Origin of the sequence: Bacteroides sp. AF39-16AC, from assembly GCF_003602735.1 — a bacterium.
Lineage (GTDB): Bacteria > Bacteroidota > Bacteroidia > Bacteroidales > Bacteroidaceae > Bacteroides > Bacteroides uniformis.
The window spans coordinates 1-22,749 of the sequence record NZ_QTLN01000003.1 but is presented as its reverse complement, the minus strand read 5'-3'; the positions used below and the strand labels follow the sequence as shown (position 1 = coordinate 22,749).

12 protein-coding genes are annotated in these 22,749 nt (G+C 42.9%); all 12 read right to left on the bottom strand.

The annotated features are described in order from the left end of the window. Positions 1–1,923, bottom strand: a complete 1,923-nt coding sequence (locus DW039_RS04090; protein WP_117703757.1) for a RagB/SusD family nutrient uptake outer membrane protein — start codon at positions 1,921–1,923, stop codon at positions 1–3. Positions 1,924–1,939: 16 nt separating this feature from the next. Beyond that, on the bottom strand, positions 1,940–5,041 hold the full coding sequence (locus DW039_RS04085; protein ID WP_120381729.1) for a TonB-dependent receptor: 3,102 nt from the start codon (positions 5,039–5,041) through the stop codon (positions 1,940–1,942). A gap of 179 nt (positions 5,042–5,220) precedes the next feature. Beyond that, positions 5,221–6,414, bottom strand: coding sequence for a glycoside hydrolase family 172 protein (locus DW039_RS04080; protein WP_022400938.1), 1,194 nt, complete (start codon positions 6,412–6,414; stop codon positions 5,221–5,223). A gap of 31 nt (positions 6,415–6,445) precedes the next feature. Continuing rightward, positions 6,446–7,894: a glycoside hydrolase family 125 protein gene (locus tag DW039_RS04075; RefSeq protein WP_120381728.1), complete on the bottom strand. Its 1,449-nt coding sequence runs from the start codon at positions 7,892–7,894 to the stop codon at positions 6,446–6,448. Positions 7,895–7,995: 101 nt separating this feature from the next. Beyond that, the gene (locus DW039_RS04070) at positions 7,996–9,978 is read right to left on the bottom strand and encodes a glycoside hydrolase family 97 protein (protein WP_120381770.1); all 1,983 of its coding nucleotides are present in this window, start codon (positions 9,976–9,978) and stop codon (positions 7,996–7,998) included. 41 nt (positions 9,979–10,019) lie between these two features. Then, positions 10,020–12,932 carry a GH116 family glycosyl hydrolase gene (locus DW039_RS04065; protein ID WP_044467973.1) on the bottom strand — a complete coding sequence of 971 codons (2,913 nt, stop codon included), beginning with the start codon at positions 12,930–12,932 and terminating at the stop codon, positions 10,020–10,022. Positions 12,933–13,025: 93 nt separating this feature from the next. Next, positions 13,026–15,122 (bottom strand): hypothetical protein, encoded by a 2,097-nt coding sequence (locus DW039_RS20865; protein ID WP_165853099.1) that lies wholly within the window; start codon positions 15,120–15,122, stop codon positions 13,026–13,028. Between the two features lie 22 nt (positions 15,123–15,144). Continuing rightward, entirely contained in the window at positions 15,145–16,551 is a 1,407-nt protein-coding gene (locus tag DW039_RS04055) for a DUF4185 domain-containing protein (protein WP_120381769.1), read from the bottom strand. 143 nt (positions 16,552–16,694) lie between these two features. After that, positions 16,695–17,108, bottom strand: a complete 414-nt coding sequence (locus tag DW039_RS04050) for a DUF4945 domain-containing protein (RefSeq protein WP_009037502.1) — start codon at positions 17,106–17,108, stop codon at positions 16,695–16,697. Between the two features lie 24 nt (positions 17,109–17,132). Further along, entirely contained in the window at positions 17,133–18,968 is a 1,836-nt protein-coding gene (locus DW039_RS04045; RefSeq protein ID WP_034529209.1) for a RagB/SusD family nutrient uptake outer membrane protein, read from the bottom strand. Positions 18,969–18,987: 19 nt separating this feature from the next. After that, entirely contained in the window at positions 18,988–22,197 is a 3,210-nt protein-coding gene (locus tag DW039_RS04040) for a TonB-dependent receptor (RefSeq protein ID WP_009037504.1), read from the bottom strand. 63 nt (positions 22,198–22,260) lie between these two features. After that, positions 22,261–22,749: glycoside hydrolase family 172 protein (locus DW039_RS04035; RefSeq protein WP_133302533.1), on the bottom strand; the 489-nt coding region annotated here is incomplete at its 5' end.

Below are 22,749 nucleotides of genomic sequence, written 5' to 3'. Positions count from 1 at the left end.
TTAATATCCGGGAGCTTGTCTCAAATTGGGGTTGATGTCCATCTGAGCCTGCGGAACGGGCCATAAATACATTCTTTTGTTGAAGGTACGGCTCTTGTAGTAAGTTCTCTTATAAAAAGCCTTCGGATTGTTCACATCATCGCTCTTCTCAGAACCGTCATGATTCATACCATAAAGCTTGCCGCCCAGGTATTTGTCGGCAATCTTCCAACGACGGAGGTCATGGAAACGGATACCTTCACAATTGAACTCTACCCGACGTTCTTGCTGAATGGCGGCACGCATTTCTTCCTTACTCAGCCCTTCCTTCAAAGCGGGAATTCCGGCACGTTCACGAATCAAGTTCACATACTTATATACATCGGGAGTGGGAGCTGGCGAAGACTCGTTCAATGCTTCCGCATAGCCCAAATACGCTTCAGCCATTCTGTATAAGATACCCGGCTGATATACATACTTTCCATCTCTGGGAAGTACATCCAAAGAGATTCGCTTACGGACATTATAACCGTTCTGCGGAGAGTCGAAAGTCATATCCGTATCACGGCCTCCTTGAAGGAAGTTCACACGACGGTTATCAACTCCCAGCCATGCGCCATTATAGATGACGGAAACATAGAAGCGAGGCTCCCGGTTGCAATACATGTTGTAGGTACCTTCTTCTGTTACCGGGCTTACACCGGTTTCTTTATTGGCAAGGTTCGAAGGTCCACCGCCCGGCCACTTCGTGGTTCTATACTCTGTATTGGTAGAGAATCCGTTTTCCACATACCCCGATTCCGGGTTGATAATGGGCGAACCATCCTCGTTATATCCCAATATAGGCATTTCACCGTTCTTCATATAAAAAGCGTCCACCAGTTCCTGAGTAACACCCATAGCGGCATTTCCACCGATACCTTTCGGCAGATGATGAGCCTGCCAGTTGTTCAGGTCCACATTTTCGGGGCGTCCGAAAAGAATCTCCTTGTTGCCTTCTGAGAAGCGTTTCAACGACATGTTGTAGTAAGACATGAAGGGGTCGATACTTCCATCCACATTATACTCATAGTACAGCTTATGTCCGGCCGCTTCGGCTGCCTTTATCAAGTCGAGATGAGCTTTGGCAGCCTTTTCCCATCTTTCCGGCTTGGCTTCGGCATCAAAGAGGAATTCTCCTTCCGAATTCTTCCAGTCCTTGAGATCCGGATTGCCGTTGAACAATGGACTTGCGGCAAATAACAGTGTTTTGGCACGTATTGCCAAAGCCATGATAGAGGTAGCCCTGCCCCAATCGGTATTATTGGGATAGACAGCGGGCAAATGCTCTGACACTTCCAGCAGCTCTTTGTCAATCCAATCTACCACTTCGGCATAGGGTCTTTGGGGAGTCATCATCTCCGATTCGGGCGCATCGACGGAAACAAGCACACCGGGAGTAAACGGTATGGCACCATACAACTCAATCATCAAAGAGTAATAGTAGGCTATCAGGAAACGGACTTCGTACTTCATCTGGTTGACATAAGATTCCTTCAGGTCTTTTTCCGGAAGTACTTTTGCCTCTTGCAAGAAGATAAGGCCGGAACGTATGCGCTTGTGTAATTCTACCCAATAATAGGGGTCCCATGTTGAGATAGGACTCCAGTTTCCGGTGGTGTAGGCATACACATTGCTCCATCCATACGGCGACCAATCTTGGGGAATAGTGATATCATCGCCCATAATGTTATAACCTTGTGCCTTGAAATACCCCCACATGGGGCTGGGAATGGATGAATAAACACCTGCCAACCAGTCCTCAGTCCTTATCTTGTCCGTGAAAATCATCTCCATGGTAAGCTGGTCGTCGGGAGCCTTGTCCAAGAAATCGTTGCAACTCGTTGTCAATGCCAGGGTGCACGACAATAAGACAGCTTTTGCTATAGATTTATATTTTTTCATTTTCTTCGTATCTTAATTAATTGTTGAAATTGATGCTAAAACCCACTGATACAGATTTCATCTGTGGGTATCTCAATCCATCGGTAGTTTCCAGTTCGGGGTCCCAAAGCTTGAAGTTGGAGAACGTCAGCAGATTGGTTCCTCTTGCAAACAAACGGCAGCCGCGGATGCCAATTTTGGTAGTCCAACGTTGCGGAAGAGTATATCCAAGTTCCAGATTCTTCAAGCGCAGGAAACTCATGTCACGCAACCACCATGTGGAAGCTTGTTCATTGTTTGCCACAGCCTTGTCTCCCATACGGGGCCAGAATACATCTTGCCTCGGATTTTCAGGTGTCCAACGGTCGTCAATGTTCGAATAGATGTTACCAGCACCTAAGGAAGAACCCGGCAACCAGGTCTCTCCGCCCAAGAGCTGGTAGGTTTTACCTGTTCCTTGGAAGAATACTCCCAAATCGAACGACTTATAGCTTACTGTAGCTCCAAAACCATAGACAATCTCGGGAATACGTGTACCACCAATGGCTGTTTTATCTACTGCGGTCACTTCACCATCCCCGTTCAAATCTTTGTATTTAATGTCACCGGGACGTAGGTTACTCATATCACTGAACTTCTGTGCCGGAATTCCTTCCTTAAGCATACCGTTTTCATCGAAATCATCTTCCGTAAAGAGCCTTTCGGCTATCAAGCCAAACAATTGCCCTATAGGCTTACCGGTTTGCGAACGGTATGTACCCAAGATGGCGGCAGGTTCGTCTATTTCCACAACCTTATTGTGTGCGTAGGTATAGTTTGCCATAGCGGAAATGGCCCAATCGCTATTGAACTTATGGTTGACATTCAAAGACACATCAAATCCCTGATTCTCGACCTTGCCATAATTGGCCCAAACGGGGCGGTTGAATCCGGTAGAACCAGGTACATTGGTACGCTTCATAAAGATATCTTCACGCTTCTCCTTAAACACATCCACAACAATATTCACGCTATTGTTCCATAACCCCAAATCTAGTCCAGCATTCATCTTAGTCACAGTCTCCCAGGTCAGGTCAGATACACCAATCTCACCTTCCGAACGTCCCAAGCGATATATCTCTGCATCCGTACCCCAGCGATAAGAACCCGTATCAACGATAGTGGAAATATATGCAAAACGTCTGTAATCTGCGCGTCCCCTGATTCCCAACTCACTGTTTCCTGCCTTACCCCAAGTAGCCCTCAACTTTAAATTGGAGATGATACCTGAAAGCGGCTCCATAAACTTTTCCTGAGACACAATCCATCCTATCGCCGCTGCCGGGAAAAAGCCGAAGCGTTTGCCCTTGGCAAAGTTCTCGGAACCGTTATAACCGAAATTCAGCTCGGCGATATAACGGCTGTCATAAGTGTACGAGAGTCTTCCAGCTATACCTTGTGTACGATAAGGAAGCGCTTCTCCGTTGTTGTAGTCCTTTTGATTGTACAAAAACATCCCCCCCACATCATGTACGTCACCGAAAACATGATTGTACGAAAGCATTCCTTCCAGATAGATGGACTGGTCGCCCCATTCAGCTCCTTTTGCATAGCCCAGGAACTCTTGTCCGGTGGTCTGCACATCAGTGATGATGTTGCCCTCTGCATCGCGTGCGGTGGCGGGATTGTAGTAATAGGGGTTCTTGGAACGTGTTACGGAAGTTGCCGAGAACTTGTCGAAAGAGAAGGTTCCTTTGAACTTCAATCCCGGTGTAACGAACTTCAAATCTTGTTCCAACGATACTAAGGATTCAATCTTATTATGATTTAGTTTTTCGTATCCACGCTGCGTGGCCCACGCCCAAGGGTTCTCCTTGTACATCACACGTGGAATGCGCCCATCGGCATAGATAGCCGGATGCACGTAGGGAGGTACACGCATGGCTTGATAGAAAATGCCCTGGTTGGTTTCCGTGTCTCCCGGAGGAGCGTTACGAGTTTGCAGGAATACGCCCACATTGGCGCGGAACAAAGTGGTGGGAGTCACATTCACATCTACATTGGAACGCACCGTATATCGGCTCACCTTCAGGGAAGAGTCCCACTCCTGGTTTTTGTCGCGTTCAATGATACCGTTCTCATTGTAATATCCTGCCACCAACGCATAACGAAGAATGTCCGTACCACCGTTGACACTAACGTTCGCCTTTGTGTTGTCTGCATGGTCTTTGGAGATAACATCCCACCAATTCACATCGGGATAGAGTTCCGGGTCGGTCTGGTTCTTGTAGTTCAGCAGGGTGGCTTCGCTTACAAACGGGTTTCTACCCTGCTCGGCATACATTTCGTTAATCAGTTCCAGATACTTCACACTGCCGATGTAGTCGGGTATCTTGATGGGTTGCGTAAAGGAGTGTTCGAAGCGGACGTTCACCTGCGGCTTTCCAATCTTGCCGCGCTTGGTCTCAATCATCACTACACCATTGGCACCGCGCACACCATAGACGGCACTGGCGGCAGCATCCTTCAACACGGAAAAGGAGGCGATTTCTTCAGGGTCGATGTCGTGGAGCGAACGCTCGACGCCGTCCACCAATACCAGCGGATTGGTATTGCCAGTAAAGCTACTGATACCACGAATCCAGAAGTCGGAGTTATTGAACCAAGGGTCACCGCTACGCTGAACCGCAATCACACCGGGAACCATACCCGCCAAGTTGTTACTAAGCGAACGGCTGGGAGCCGCGGCAAGTTTGGCCGGCTCTATATTGGTAATGGAGCCGACCACAGAAGCTTTCTTCTGCGTTCCGAAGCCCACTACCACCACTTCGTCAAGGGCTGCCACATCTTCTTCCAAAGCTACATCAAGCACTCCTTTGGAGCCTACCGCTACCACTTTATCCTTAAAGCCAATATAAGAGAATTTTAATGACGGCTTATTACCTTTCAACGTAATCGTATACGTACCGTTGATGTCCGTCACCACACCATTAGAAGGGTCTGCCGCCTCCGTCACATTCACACCGATGAGTAACTCACCTTGTGCATCCATCACACGTCCGGTCACCTTCTTAGGCGACTGGGCAAATACCGAGATACTGATGCACAACAGTAGCATCAGCATCCAGCCCGCAAATTGCTTTTTGGGAATATTCTTCATTTCGTACCTTTATTAATGATTTATTGAATTTGCTGCTCCGTAGAACTATTTTTCCATAGTCGTGCCAATATATTGGCACAGTTTTGCCAATATAGAGACACAGTTTTGCCAATATAATGGCAAAACCCCGGATATAAATATCAGCCTATGAACGTATAAAAAAAGAGCGTTACAAAAGTTTACTCGTTGCCCCACAGAGTGGCTTTGTTACCCTTGGACTTACGCCAGGCATCCCGCCAACGATGTATATCAACATGGTTGATGAAAGGTTTCGGAGCACGCTGTGCCTTTGTAGGAGCTTCGGGAAGAGCCACAGCCGAATCTTGGTACCAATAAGCCACGGTAGACAAATCCAACGTCAAGTTGTTGTTGGAGCCATGTTCGATGGTTCCCTTCAGGCTCTTTTCAAAGAAAATGGGATCTTCAATGAAGAATCGGTAAACGTGGGTACGACCCAGCCAGCCTATATCATTGTTCACACGGGGATAACCGAAGTAAGGATGCGAGAAGGCTTCTTTAGGACACCAGGCCGTATTGAAGAAGTCTTCCGTACCTGTACCTATCAGCGAGGGAACCTTTTCTCCATCAATGAACCACATGTCGTCACCTTCGCCATACCACATGGGAGTGGGACAATGCACATAGTAATTGATACCTACAAAGTGTCCCTTGCCTTGGGTTTCCATGAACACATAGTTGCGTTCGCCGGTGGTGTTCGGCTTCTGGGCACCGGTAACTCCCCACTCCGTCTCGCCTTCGGGAAGTGCTTCAGTCAGGTTGTGGTTATACCAGGCATGAAAGCGGCCCATGTCCTTGGGAAGCTTCGCCATCTCCAGATAATCCACGTAGAAGTAGAAAGCATCTATGTTGCGGTCGCTCTGGTTCTCAATTTCAATGCGTGCGCCCTTCTCGAAAGGCATAGCGAAATAGCACGACAGACCGGTACCGTTTTCAGGACCGGCCGAAAGAGGCAAGGATGCGTAGTTGTATCTCTCATCCCAGCCTTGTCCGAAGAAAGGGCCGATGGGAGACTCTACCGAAGGATAATCGTTGCCGTCCCAATACATGCGAATGATAATGTCGTTTCTGCTCAAAGTGGGAGGTGGAGGCGCAATCGTCACCCAAATGTGGTTGATGACTCCCGTTCCCTTGATGTCTGCAATGATGCGTTTCTCACCTGGTTTGAAGGGCTCCAAGTGATCTCTGTTACCTCCGGTAGGATCTGTACTGGAGATTCTTTTGTTTTTTACACCCGACTTCAACTTTGCCAAGTCAAACATTTCGTTCGTCATGTTCGACTGTGCAAAAACAGTAGGAAAGTACAATCCCAGAACAAGGGAGAGTAACAAACTGAATTTTGTAATTCTTCTCATAAATTTTTGTTTACATTGATTAATTAGATGATTAATATTCCAATAAATATGGTTTCTCATTGAATGTTTTCCACAGCAATTCTCCAAACAATGTATTGGCCCATGCAAACCAGCTCCTTGTGAATTTCTTGGGGTCATCCTTGTGGAATGACTCGTGCATGAACCCGGTACCGGCATGCGTTTTCTGGAGCATCTGGATACATTGCTGTAACTCTTTATCGTCTTGAGCAGTCAGGGCTTTCATTATCAGGCTCATCGGCCATATCATGTCCGTACCAATATGATGTCCTCCTATCCCTTCAAAATAAGAACCTTTAAAGAAATAAGGATTGTATTCCGACCACACGAATCTTCTGGTATTGGCATAAATTGCATCATCCCTATCAACACCACCCAGATAGGGTAACGCCAGCAGATTAGGGACGTTGGCATCATCACTAAGATAAGCCGATCCAAAGCCATCTATTTCAAAAGCATAGATTTTACCGAACTTCGGATGATTCACCACGGCATAAGTCTGCAAAGCATTATAAACTTCTTTACTCAACGCCAACAGTTCATCAGCCAGTACATTGTCTTTGGTTATCTTTTGAACCATTTCGGAAGCCTGCCTCAAACTGGCCACCGCAAAGAAATTGGACGGGACGAGAAAAGGAAAGATAGTGGCATCATCACTAGGCCTGAAAGTAGAGCAAATCAATCCGACCGGATTTACTTTATAGCCCACTCCACCCATAGGAACAGCATCTATAGCCCATTCCGAAGTTCTGCGAAAGCTATAAGGCCCGTTACCATCTTTTCTCTGCTGTTCCTTGCAGACCCTTAAAACGGTTTCTATCGCCTTCTTCCATTGCGCATCGAAAGGAGAAGCATCATTTGTCTTTTTCCAGTATCCATATGCCAGGCGAATGGGATAGCAAAGCGAATCCAACTCGTATTTACGCTCATGAATACCCGGTTTCATCTCCGTATGGTCGCTGTTCCATCTTGTATACTTCGTATCATCATCATAAAAGGCATTGGCATACGGATCCTTCAATATAAAGGAGGTCTGCTTATTGATAACGCCAATTATCAGTCTTTGCAGGTTCTTATCTTCAGACATGAAATCCAAATACGGATATACTTGGGCAGAACTATCCCTTAACCACATGGCATCAATATCACCGGTAATCACATATGTATCCGGTCGGTCATCCTTTTCTGAATAAAAAACGGTTGTGTCCAACGTATTCGGAAAACAATTCCCAAACAGCCAGCCCAGTTCTTCATTCTTGACCTTCTGTTTAAAAGTAGCAATGGCCTTTTCAATGGCAGGACTTTTGAAGTTCCTTTCCGATATAGGCTTCCTTACTGTTGGAAACGACGAAAAAGAGGCAGCTGTCGAAGCTACGCCTGAATTCGCAAACATCAAGTTTTTATTCAGCGCATATCCTGCCCCCAAAAGGCCCACTCTCTTTATAAAATTTCTTCTGTTCATGTTATAAATCCATTGACTAAAAATATTATCCTGGAACAATCTTCTTATCCTAACAAACTAACAACTGATTGAAATACAATTTCAACTGATAAACATCACCCTTATAACCTTCTGATATGTAATAGCGCTCCTCCATCCTTTGCCAGATTCAGTTCAATGATATCCTTCCTTGTAACTTTCCGTACCTGTCTGTCCAGATGGTTTGGATTCCGGTCCACATCCTCTGCATCGGTATAGATCGTTGCTTGGTAGTCTCCCTCACTAAGGAAGTCCAATTCCAATTTCAGATTCCTTTCCGCACCGTTGTTTAGCGAGCCTACCCACCAGTCCGAACCGCTCCTGCGGGCCACCGTGACATGCTCATTCATCTTTGCCAGCGGAACTCTTATCTCATCCCACGTTCCCGGCACGGTACGGAGCACCTCGAACCCCGGTTGACCTTCATAAGCCTTTGGCGTATCGCACAAAGAGGTGAGATGGTTTTCCAAAACCACATACATGGCCAACATATGGCAGCGTGTGCTCATTACATGAGGATTTACATACTGTATCTTGAACTCCGAGCGCGGCAGTGCCCTGAACCCTCCCAGGTGATAGTCCGTCGCTCCCGCCAGCATCCTGGTGAAGGGTATCGCAATGTCATGGTCCGCATTCACCAGCGTGTCCCATTTGCATACTTCATAGTTGAGTGTCCCCTCCCGTGTGAATTCATTCGGATACGTCCTTACCAGTCCGGAAGGCTTGCTCGACCCATGGAACTGTATGAAGAGCCTGTGTCTTGCCGCACATTCCAGTATCTCTTCTTGGATGCGTATCATCTCTTGGTCATTACGGTCCATGAAGTCCACCATGAGTCCTTTTACCCCCCATCCCTCATAGAGCGCAAAGGCTTCTTCGAGTTTGTCGTACAACGGTCTCCAGTGTACCCACAGATGTATGCCAACCCCCTTGCTCCTTGCATATTCCACAATTCTCGGCATGTTCAGGCACGGTATCGGTTTTGTAACGTCCGCATTGGGTCCCGCCCATCCGAAATTGAAGTTGTCATCATAGTACCAAGGAGTCTCCGCATATCCGTAGATTCCATGTGCATCCAAGCCATTGCGTGCTGCAAAATCGATGTAGTACTTGTTTGTATCGAAGTTGTTTCCCGGAGAGAACGTGCTGTCCGGCACGACATTCCCGTTCCACCATGTGAACGTGGTCCTGCAAGGCTTAATCCATGAAGTGTCTTCAATCCTGCAGGGCTCGTTCAGGCTTGTTAGTATATTCGTCTCCAGCAATCCTCCCACCCGGTCTGCAACGGAGATTACGCGCCACGGGGTACGGTGCGGGAAACTGTCTGTCTCGACCTTTATCTTCTCCTGCCCCAGTTTTGGCGAGAGCTTTCCCACCAGTCCACCCTTCTCCTTCACCAGGTACATTCCCGCATAGTCCCTTATGGCCGCTTCAGTTATAGCCACTGCCACCCCGTTGTCGAACTCGAATGTCGCCGGCATCTCTATCAGCCTTTTCCTTGCCACCTTGTCATATCTTACATGACTGTATACCCCTTCGTGTGTATTCACATACCCGGGCAGGTACATGAGCAACGCCATCGGGTTTCCTTGCAAGTTGAACTGTGTCCTTTCATCATACATCACGTATGAATCCCATGCTTTCTGTTCCGGAAATTCATATCTGAATGCTATCCCGTCATCGAATGCCCTTACAACCAGGTTTATCAGACGGCCGGAATCTGACCGTTCCTGCATGGGAACGGTCATTTCATTGCAACGGCTACGTACACTACTTGTCTTGCCGACAATGAGCTTGTATGTCTCATCAATCTTTTTACGCTGCACCTTTCCTGCTTTAAGATTCCTTCCGAACTCTCCGCTATCAAAGCTGAAACCAAGCAAAGAATTTGTTATAAGAGGCTGCTTCCTATAGTCGATGTCATATGAAACACTCTCCGGCGTTACTTTCAGAGAAAATCTAAGTTTTCCGTCAAGAGACGATACAGACATTCTCTGCTGTGCAGAAACAGCTATAAAACAAAATAGTGCAACACACAAAACAAGAAGTTTCTTCTTCTCTGTCATCTTAATCTGTCTTTGATTGTACATCCCTATCCTAATTGACCTCAATCCACAATCTTGCCTGAAACATTATAGCGTTTCACATCAATGTTGCCATAAACCACGTTCAACACAGGCTTTCCTGCTTTCCATTCAATAGTTCCGAAACCGGTATCAGTACTGATGAAACTTTTGAAATCACCAATCTTAGAATTGATGTACATGGTTTTGTCAACAGCATCATACCGCACTCCTGTAAGCCCCTGCAACATTCCATAGCTTGCCATGGCACGTGCATACCAGTGGCCGCACTCTATCTCATTGAATGGGTTTCTTACTCTTCCATCATATCTCTCACGGCATTCACGGACAATATCCAAGCCCTTTTCCACCTCACCTTTCATCATCAAATGACTGGCAACCTGATATTCGATACCGGTCCAGACTTCATTGCTGTATACAAAAGGCAGTGACAGCATACCACCCTTCGGCCATGTGCAAAGCAATAATCCGCCATCCTTACCACAAGCATACACCGGTCTTTGAGGATTGAAATGGTCTACCAAGTCATGTTTCAGATTGTATTTGTGTACGGCCACCAGATGGCTCCTGACCTTTTCATTGTCCAGCACTTCATCCAGTCCGCATACGGAAGCCATCCACATCCCTAAAATTCCATCGGACAGACAACCGGTACCGTATTGGTATTTTGGCCCTTCTTCCTTCAGCAATTTCAGGGCCTCTTCGGAATAACTTCCCCCGAAAGACATTACATCAACCGGATTGGGAGCCTGAAGCCCTTCCCACTGAATTTTCTGTATGAAATATTCTCCATCGAAGAGTGCAGTTTCCATGTATTTCTTGCCTTTTGACAGCAGGGCCGTATATTCCTTAACGGGTTGCTTCAGCTCCTTGCCCATCTCTATAAACGCAGTCAAAGCTCCCAAATAGAAACTTGTACACATGCCGTCCGGTCCCCAGAACTCGATGTCATAAGTATTGTGGTGCGGCTCTTCAAGATAGCCCTTATGCAAGGGGTCCCATGTACGGATGCAATAGTCAAGACTCTTTTTCACTGCCGGGAAAAGGTCTTTCATCCACTGTGTATCCCCGCTGATACGCCATTCACGGTAAATTTTCATAATCCCACCCAACTGTCCGTCGGCAGCAGCATGGAAGTTGTGAGGCGGTGCCGAAATAGGCAAGTTGACTCTAAAATTCTGGTGTCCTTCCGTATTCTGGCTTACCCTAAATTCCGTTTCACGCAAGGTTCTTTCCAAAGACGGGAACAAATGGGGCAAAGCCTGTGCATAATTCCACACATGCGTACAACTTCCGTGACAAGAGCCAAAAGAATCCTGGCATCCTTCCCAAGCCCAAAATCTTCCATCCCATTGACGCAATACCGTAGGAGATTTCAATATAGTTAAATTAGCAGCAACAGCCTCCAGTACTTCTGCCGGCAAAGAGGAACTATAGAATGCATCACTGAACAGCCGGCTGTTCTTTTCCAGCATCGCCTGATTTGCATCCCAATAGCCGATAACCTCATTCAAACTCTTGAAACGCTCCGAGTACCAAGGTCTGTAGGTAGCTTCGACATCTCCTTCATCTGCCAGGAATTGTTTTTCTTCTTCAGAAGAATCCACAACCTGCCAGTCTCCCCAACTGTTACTTTCAAAATCGGCAAGTAAGGTGGATGTAGAAGACAAGTTGTAAATATCTTCATTCCTATTGTCTGTCAACACAAACTGGTCGGCCAGAATATGTCCCCACGGATAAACATCCAAATCAATGACTTTCACAAAAGCCTTCTTTCCTTGATAAGGTTTCAAATCCCATACGGTTTCACTCAGAGTCTCCGTCTGATTTCCGACCGCCGTCTCTACAATCTTTCCGTCTACTACAAGATTTACAGAAGTACGGTCAGCCTGACTGCCTCCACCTACCAGAAACTTCAGATATCTTTTCCCAATATTGAACTCAGGAGACTGAATAATACCCGTCAGTCCATCTCCACCCTTATCGAACGAGTTCAGCAACTGCTTGCCGACAAAGCCGCTCACAGGTTGCTGACCGGAAGCCGTTCCCTTGCAGGGCATCCCCGTAAATGCCTGTCCTACCTTTCTGGCACCACCGATAGAAAGGTTTGAATCGGGCAGATACCAGCAGAAGTTTACCTTGACTGTTTTTGTCTCTCCCGGCTGCAACGTCAGCGGAACATAAACAGACGCTCCCGGAGCAACACCCTTAACCGGCTGCTTATCAGCGATCCGCCCATAGCGAATATTATCCCAAACCACAGTCTGCGGATCGAACCAGGCACCACGGAACCAACAATGGTCTACAACAGCAGCAGCATTGTCCACATAAATAGCTAGCCCACTGTTGTTCTGATCGGATTCTAAAACAAACCCGTTCTTTACTCCTCGGATAGTACCCTGACCATCAATGAAATTTTTGGTATTATAAGAAAACACGGTTTCGATAGCCTTATCGGAAGTGTTTGTAAACTGATATTCCAGTACTCCAACCGGTAAGCTGGAATTGTCCGCATCCGTCGGAATGAAAGGACTCCAACCCGTAATCTTTGCAGCCAAAGGCATATCCTTGTCTTTCAAATCTACAGTTGCAAAAGGGAAACGTGCCTGGAATACCGCTTCTTCAAAGCGTGGAAGACCGTACGTCTTGTCTCCCCTACCTAAACCACTCTGTGCAGGACCAAATAACTTCCAAGTCGGAACCTGCCCTTCCAATACCTTTGCTCCGTTCTCAACCCCCTTTACATAAATCGCAGCAAAGGTATACGGCTCATTCATCACATCAGGATGGTGTCTGAGAGACACATGCGAAATGGCACCGGTTCCCTCCAAACAGAACATTCCGGCGCCGATTCCCCCTATAGGAAATGCAATCTTATCCAGATATTCCTTTTGATACTTACCGTTAAACTCCCGCCCTTCACTGTTCTGGGACATTGCTTTACCCGGAAACAGTATAGCCACATTAAATAGGGCCAATAAAGTTAAAGTTGATCTTACCATAGTTGAATTATTAATGTTAACGAATCATTATTCTATTTTTCCAAATTTATCAAGGATGCGGTTGTACGCTTCAGCCGCTGCTCCATTTCCCCAATCATAGATTGTAAACTCACCCATACCTTCACCTGCCGGATTTGTACGGCCGCCATGCCCGTAATTTTCCATCATGAATCCATAATCCTCTGAAGCAAAGAACGGATGAACTTTTTCCCATTGCTGTTTGGTTTGAGGATTTTCAGTACAATACATCATTACAAAAGATGCCTTAAGTGCAGCATATCCTCGTTCTATATACTCTGGTTTACCAAGAAGTTTTCCATATTGAATAATGAGTTCGGAAAAAAGACTTTCGCGTGAATCATTCCATTCACCATCGGCATTCAACACACCAAAACCACCCAATACATTTACATACATGTATGGCGGCTGCCACGACGCTTGGGTCATCAGCAATTCATCAAGTGTACGCTGTCCATAATCAAGATATTCTTTATTTGAGGTAAGACGATAGCACTCCAGTAAGGCTTCAGCTGTCCAGAACATTGAAAAATTATTCTGTTTATGCATATTGTTCCGCAAAACTTTTTTACCTACCAAGTTATCCGAACCGTAACGAGAACAAGACCAATAGGTTTCAAAGTCTTCCCACTTCCCAACCGGAATAATTTCATGGATAACTGCATTCATAGCTTTAAACGCTGCCCGTTTATACTCTTCCTTATGTGTAAGCTCATACAGTTTAAGTAAAAAAGTAACTGATAAAGATGTTTCAGGAGAAGCATTCAAATGGTTCATCGGCTGCATTGTCTTTAAGTCAAGCCAGCCAGGGAAAAAACCATTTTCATACTGTATCCCAAGTAAAGCCATCGCATAGTCTTCTGCATAAGCCAAAAGACGGGCATCTTTTTCTAATTCATCATACCACCGAAGCATCAACAATGCTGTCCAACTCATATCAAGAATATGATACGGAGATTCTTTCGGATTCCAGGTATAAGGGTTTCTGTTGGAATTTCCCCAATAATAGGTATTCCACCCCTTGCTCCGATTATACTTTTTACCATCAATCTCTACTTCATGCATTTCCGTACCGATAAGTCCATAGAAAAAACCATTCCTCTGCGGAAATGACAGAGCCAGTTCTTTTGTCAAATTTGCTTTTGCAAGAAGCTCCCTATTACCGGTTCTTCTTGCATATCGATATAACCCACTTGCAGAACGCAATGAACTGAACCATGCCTGATTCCAGATAGAACGAAATTCACGTTCATTAATCTCTCCCGGATAATTGGGACTTTGTGTAACATTCACAATAAATACGGGAGCACCCACTTTTTTCCCATCTAACTCAAATTGCTGCCACACATTTTCTGACCATGAATTAAAAGCCCAATTATAAGTATGTTTCACATACGTTTCTAGGTTCTCCTTCACCGGATTACCTTTCACATATGCAGTATGCCCCCATCGACTCCACATAAATTCTAACGGCTTCTTAAAAGGATTCCGCAATACTTCCTTGCTATCAGAATACATCAAATAAAAGCCTATTTCAATATCGCCTTTTGGGTAAGTAGTTTCTTGATCACGCTCAAACAGAACGTGTTCGGATACATGGTTATTGCACATTCCGAGAATAAGTGTATTAGAGGATGCGTCCATATCCATATACCATCGTACAGGAGTCCCCTTCTGCATAATATCCAAATCGGGAATAAGAATAAGAGTTTGATGATCGTCTGCTACAATAAGGGCAGGAGAACGGAATACATGTTGATCGATGACATTTCTATCAGTAGGAGTAAGATGTGGCGCCCAATGGAATGAAGGTAAAAAATCCGGCTTTACCGCTATACGCCAATCACCTTGTTGAACAGAGTTTTTAAGCGAAAAAGAAAGGTTTATGTACAAAGTGTTATTATCTATCATCTTCACATGGCTTTTTCCTCTCTCAATTCCTAATAAATCATACTGTATAGCATCAATAGCTTTACTAAAATTTTTCGGAAAAACATCCTTATTCAACTCAATTTTCTCTTGTACATCCCAATGCTCTTGAGCACAGATGCCTATGTTGGACATTATCATCCAAACAAAAGTTATAATTAATGTGCGTGTGTTCATGATATTATATTTATCAATATAATTAAAACTCTCCCATATCAGCCAATTCAGCCTTCATTAAAAAAACATTATAAGGCATCCACATTGACATCGTAAAATATAAATTATCACCAGTTACCGACAACGGATGAATGTAAGAACCATACAATTGGGCATACTCTCTACCATTAGCAAGCTCATAGGGTTCACTCCATGGGCCAGTTATGTCTTCTGCCGTACGCATAGTTATATTATATCTATCTGCATTGAAATAAGCAATTATCCATTTCTTATGTGTTTCATTATATATAAAAGAAAGTTCACCAACCTTATCTTCTATTAATACTGTTGCCTCATTTTCATTGCCTTTTATCCATTGATTAGTAGAAGCATTCCAATATTCATAAGCTGTCTTATTCTCAATATCTGTTTCATGAAATCGTGCTAATTTAGCATTGCTATCCCTCCCCGTTTGAGTACCTATCATATAAACATATCCATCTTTCTTAAAGTACCCTACCTGACCAAAAAAACTATAAGATGAGAAGGTTATATCTTTACATTTAGCCCATGTCAAACCATTATCAGCCGACTTATATATTCCCGAATAATTTGTAATCCATCCCGTCCAATTTCTCATATTAAAATAATGCACATAATCTATTCCATTAGCACGAATAGCAGCTGTTGGGATAGAAGTCCAATCACCATTACCTGACGAATCTTTTCCCCCATATACTATCTCGCGGGCATACCCTTTATCATCAGTAGCCATATTGCTGAATGACAATCCATCTTCTAAATTATTATCCTCCGAGAAAGCCAGCACATTACTACGCCAACTCCCTCCGTTAGGTCCAGGATTAGCTGGATTAGGCTTAAAGTCATACCCAAAAGTATCACCAAAGAAAATTCCATATTTTCCGGGCTGCATCTCCCAAATAATGCCAAGATCTGTTCCTCCTACATTCCATTTTGTCGCAGTATTATTAGGACTTGGAAAGTTTTCTCCATTTATTATACTCCCTGTAACACGAGCTATACGAGTAACATTACGAATAAAAAAACCCCAACGGTTATCCACATTCAAAGAGAGCTCTTTCGACATATTACCATCTTTGTAAAAGGCAGCCAATACTAGCCGAAAATTCTGTGGATCTGTTTTTTGGATGGTATAATTGAAAATATAATCAGACGTAAGTTCGCTTTGACTTATCTTAGCTGAATAGCTGTCACCTACACTCTTTCTAACCAGCAAATAATCTATGGCATCAATATCCTTAAAATTCAATGTTGTTGATACAATTTTTGTATCCTTATTTGGAATCAAATGAGTATCCAAAGGTATAATTTCATCAATAGGAATATAAGTTTCAGTTTCTTGTTCAGAAGTACAAGAAACAAATAAAAATATAAACGAAGAGAATACTATAAATAATATGTTTTTCATGTCTATTGATTCATTTTTCAATTTATCGTAACCAGATAACCCATTCGCCTTATATCAAATATTAAAATAGAGAGTGAGCTGACTCAGAAAAATACCAGTAAAAGCCCACTCTCTATCATTAACTACAAAAATCCTTCTCGAAACTATTCGACATTAACTATTACACCCTCAGAAGTAACAGTAGATGTACGCCCTGTTTCTTGATTTTCCTCAGTAAAAGTACCTACCAATTTAACGATATAGCGATACTTCTTAGCAGGATCAATAGTGAAAGTATGAGAGGTTTCCTCATTTACCAAGGTTATTCTATCTCTATAAATATTATTTTCCACTATTTGAATCTGTACTGAAATAGGACGTCTGAAGTCTTCTGGAATTACTGAAGGAATACTCCAAGTCAATGTCACTGTAGTAGCATTATCTTGAATATACTGCACATTCTCAGGCGTAGGCATGAAATAATTCAAGCCCTTGTCATCAAGCACATCTCTGTCATAGCAGCTGGACAGTGATAACACTACCAACAACATTGTAAAAATGGTTACTATCTTTTTCATAATTTTCTTCTTAATAGTTAAACATTAATATCCCGGATTCTGCGTATAGTTACCCTTTGAATAATTCATTTGTGGTTGGGAAATCGGAAAGTACTCATCACGACCGGCAGTAAAACGAGCATCATTGAACCAATCGAAGCGAGTTCTTTCAATAGCAAAATATTCGTTCATTGTCTTTTCCAACAATCCCCAACGCTGCAAATCAAAGAAACGATGACCTTCGCAAGCAAATTCAAGACGATTTTCCCACATTAAGGCTTTCCATGCAAAGTCCTTAGTCCAATTACAGTTAATACCCGGCTGATAAGTAGCAATATGATAATTCATTGTATATGAACCGTCAGCTTGAGTCAAACGAACCAAACTATTGGCAGCACGAGTACGAATCTGGTTAATATATGGCAGGGCTTCCATTTCTCTATCCAATTGAATCAAAATCTCAGCTTTCCACAGCAACACGTCATCGTAACGAATCATCTTCTTATTCATAGAATTAAATTGCCATCCATCATAAGCAATACAACCACAATCAGGATGTGGCATATCTTTGATGGGTTTCAAGAAACTATAAGTAATCGGATCACGAGTAGCAGTTGAATGGAATAATAAATCAGGATCATACTTCCAAGGCTGTCCAGGAGCTACGATAGTATGGCTAAATCGGGGATCCCATGTATACTTATCAAAGTAAGGCTTAGCGCCAGAATTAACGATATCCAAATTATAAGAACCATCTGAATTTTTAATATATTGACCATAATCATCCTCATTATAATCCTCGAAACGGGGTAAACCGTTTTCATCAGTCTTAAACGCATTAGTCAACGTATAGCTAGCATGGTTAAAGTCACAACACTTAAATACAAAATTACCAGGTTGTGTTTCGGGCCACATCCATGGATGATTCAAACCTTCAGCGCGATTAAATCGACCTGCTGTATGAAAATTATTATCAAGAGCAAATTGTAATTCCCAAATGGATTCTTTAGTAGCATTATCATACTCTACCAAAAAGTTATTACCAAAATCAGATTCCAAACCTACACGACCACCTTCTTGATCAATAATTTTATCAATATAAGGCAAAGCTTCTGCAAGTAATTCCTTATTGATATTTATCACCTGATGACGATCATCCTGTTCGTAAGCCATATTTAATATTGTCCTAGCAACCATAGCAGTAGCAGCATTACGGCTTACACGACCTTTATCCATCTGATCCAAAGGCAATAATTCCTCGGCCTTTTTAAAATCATCAAGAATACGTTGCCATAAGTAAAGATCATTCCCCTTATCCAATTCACGGTTAGGTACTGCTTCAAAAGCATCTGACATACCTACTACATTCTCATCAATATAGGGTACATATTTCCAAAGTTTTTTCAAACGATACAACGTAAATGAACGGATAAAGAGCATCTCACCCATAAAACTATTCTTATTAGGTAACTCTTCTTCCGTAAAATTTGCCATTCTTTGAATTGCTGTATTACATCTTTGGATAACTTGATAAGAATTATACCAAGTACCATCCAATGCACCAGTATTAGGATTTACATAAGTAAAAAGTGATATGTTACCAAAAGAACCTACAGCATCAGCAACACCACCACCACCTTTGTAGCAGTCATCCGAACGCATAGAACCACTCCACCAATACATATAAGGAGAGGAATCCAATGACCCCATCTCACACATACGGGCATAGGCTGCTGTGACAAAACCTTCTATATCGCTAGGTTTGTTAAGTATATTTTGGTCCAGAACTTGTTTAGGATTGATATCCAAATATGAATCACAACTGCTGACTCCCAATATAGAGCATAGAGCAATTGATAAAGTTATATATTTGCTTTTCATAATAATTTATTAATTAAGTTTAAAAAGAAACATTGATACCGAAATTGAAAGTAAATGGTGTCAGATAATGATAAGAAGGTCTTTCTGGATCGAAACTTGTATATTTGTCATCTCCCCAAAACTTCTTCAAAGTAAATACATTATATGCAGCAGCATACAAACGCAGATTACTCATATGCATTTTTTTGATAAGCTTAGTCGGAAATGTATAACCCAATTCAATATTTCTCAACTTAATGTATGAACCATCTTCTATGAACCAAGAAGAGAATCTTTGTTCTTGATTGGCAGTATTATTCGAGATAGCCGGAATATCAGAATTCGGATTGTCAGGTGACCAACCGCCCAACATACGAGTTGCATGATTTTTCCATGCAGGATTGGTGAAAAGCCAAATATCACTCTCTTTCTTCCAGTCGCTATTTACATCATTACCGAACATACCCTCAAAAAACAAGTTCAAATCAAAACCCTTATAAGCGAAATCAAAATTAAGACCTCCAAAGAAATCCGGGTCATAGCAACCTATCCAAGTTCTATCATATGTTTCATTGATTACACCATCACCATCTAAGTCCTTGTAGCGAATACGTCCAACTGCTTTACCTGGCTGGTCTGCATGAGCATCAACTTCCTCTTGAGTTTTGAAAATACCATCAGCTACCAAACCATAAGCAGAATTTGGAGAACGTCCTAAAATCAAATCGTGTACACCATCACCAGCATACTTATTGATTACATTGGAAGGAAGGTCAGTCAATTCAGTTTTGTATGTACCAATATTGGCACTAACAGCCCACTGGAATTCACTGGAGGGGTCACTCTTGAAAGATACTGTAAATTCTACACCTTGGTTATTCATACTAGCACCATTAACCCAAGGTTCACCACCTTCACCCATTGCTGCGATATATGGAGTCTGGACCAAGATATCATTTGTTTTCTTATAGTAATAGTCAAAAGAACCAGTCAAACGTTGATTGAAAAATCCAAAGTCAACGCCGAAGTCTGTTTGTTTGGTTGTTTCCCATTTCAAATCAGGGTTACCAATCCAAGTTCTTCTATAGCCAGACTGCAAAGCGCCGGTTGCTTGTCCCTTAATAGGATATGCAGTATCAAAATAATTAGTAGTAAATGGAGTAGTTGTGTAACCACGAGGTAATCCTTGTACACTACCATTCGTACCCCAACTGAAACGAATTTTCAGATCAGACAACCAGTCCGCATCTTCCATAAAAGCTTCATCCTTAATTCTCCAACCAGCAGAAAATGCAGGAAATACACCATAACGATTATTGACACCAAACAAAGAAGAACCATCACGACGTACAGTTGCAGACAACAAATATTTACCAGCATATGAATAATTGGCCTTAGCAAAAAGAGAGAAATAAGTATATTCATCAGCAGAACTACTTACATCAATTTCATCACCGGTAGCAACACTAAGACCGGCAAAATCACGATCTTCCAAATAAAGTCCTTCTCTACTTGCATAAAAACCTTCTTGTACATAACGGGTAAACTCACTACCAAATACAGCATCAATATGGTGTTTTCCAAAACTTTTATTATAGGACAAAGTATTAGTCCATACATAATTTAACGGATGGGACTGGTTATTTCTTACATAATTTTTATCATTGCCTCTAAAACCAGTCTCTACATAAGCCCCATCTACTGTTCTACTATAAGAGTTACCATAATTTATACCAAACTGAGTTCTAGCAGATATACCATTCCAAATATTCAGGTCTGCAAAAACATTACCAATAATTTTCACATAATTATTGATATTATCTTTACCCATAGTCATTTTACGTACCGGATTATCAAAATCATCAAGTCCTGCAGGTCCTGCCCAGTTACCATTTACATCATAAACAGGAACCATAGGTGGCATAATCATAGCCAAAAAGGTTTCCCATTGACTTTTATACTGCAAATAAGAAATAGCTAAATTTTCTCCTACTTTCAAACGATCTTTAATCAAACTATATTCCGTGTTAGCACGTACAGAATATTGTTTGAAAAAAGAATGAATTTGTGTACCTTGGTTGTTAGTATACCCTAATGAAAACAAACTTTTAGCTTTATCCGAACCATTAGAAATAGTCAACTGATGATTTGTAGAAACTGCTGTACGGAAAATCTCATCCATCCAATTTGTATCAGTTGCTTTTACCAATTGATTATTATCCAAATATTCTTTCATTTTCATATTATCCAATACCAGCATTCCATTATCACCTCTATGATACTCATACTCAAAGCCATTGGGTAATAATAGGCCTGAACCATAAGCCCACTCATCATAAGCAGCAGCGCGGAAGGCAGCAGTACCCCATTCTGTGGCGTTCATCATTTCCGGTCTATTTATTATAGAACTTACAGAAACACTACCATTATAGTCAATGGTAGTCTTACCAGCTTTACCTTTTTTAGTTTGGACTAAAATCACACCACCAGAAGCACGTGCACCATAAATTGAGGCAGAAGCAGCATCTTTCAATACCTGAATAGATTCAATATCTCCTGAATTTATGTCACGTAGATTCAGACCTTCAGCTGGCATACCATCCAATACAATTAATGGAGTAACAGCTCCAGACAAAGAAGAAAGACCACGAATTTGAATGCCTATATCTTCTGCAGGATTACCGCCATTGTTGCTAATTTTCACACCGGCCATCTTACCCTGCATAGCTTTCATAACGTTAGCGGAAGTCTTCTTGATGTCTTTTGAATCCGCCAATGCAACCGATCCGGTTAAGTCAGCTTTTTTCTGAGTCATATAACCAGTGTATACAACGACTTCAGACAACATCGTAGCATCACTTTTCATAATAACATCCAAAGATTTCAAGCCTTTAACAGAATATTCTTCTGTTTTTTGACCAATATAAGAAAAGACTAACACAGCATTATCAGAAGGTATTCTTATCGAATATTTTCCCTCCACATCAGTAGTTGTACCTATAGTAGTTCCTTTAACGACAACATTTACCCCAATAAGAGGTTCATTAGTCCCTTCTTCCAGAACTGTTCCTTGTATTACTCTCGCTTGTTGAATCTCATTAGAAGTATCTACGCCATGCTCAGATACTTGAATAGATCCATTTGTCCCCGATGCAGCGGTTGCAAGGGGCAAATTATCCCCTGCATACACTGCAAATGATAGCATTGATGCCAATGCTATGAAACCATTCCTTTTAAAAGAAATCCTCATAATACTTTGATTTAATAGTTAATAAAAAAACAACGTAATTTTAAATATCGGGTATACCCAATTTTACCATCTTGGAATTTCCAAATCGTCCTTGCTCGGCAAAGCCGGGAATTTGGCATGCGGCTCGGCCTGGTACCAGAAAGTGGTCGACGAGATATCCGACTTCTGGTTGTTGTAGCGTCCGTCATGACGCCATCCCAAATCCTGTATCGTGACCTTCAGGTCCTTGTCGAAGCGTACCGGGTCAAGGATATGCCAGCGGTACAGCCCGAAAGCGGTCACCGCACGGTACAGCCCGTCGGGACGGATTACCTGGTGCATGCCGGCATAGGGGGTGGTGAACTCCTGGTACTGGCGCGTCTTCTGGTTCTCGAAATTGTACGAGCCGCAGAAGTAGTCCTCAGTCCCGGTCCCGCAGATAGTCGGGTATTCCTTGTCACCGTCCATGTAGAACTTGATTTCCCCTTCACCCCACCAGCAGTTGTCGTTTACACGCCATGCCAGGTAGGTACCCACGTACTGTCCCTTGCCCTTCACACCGTCAATCAGCGT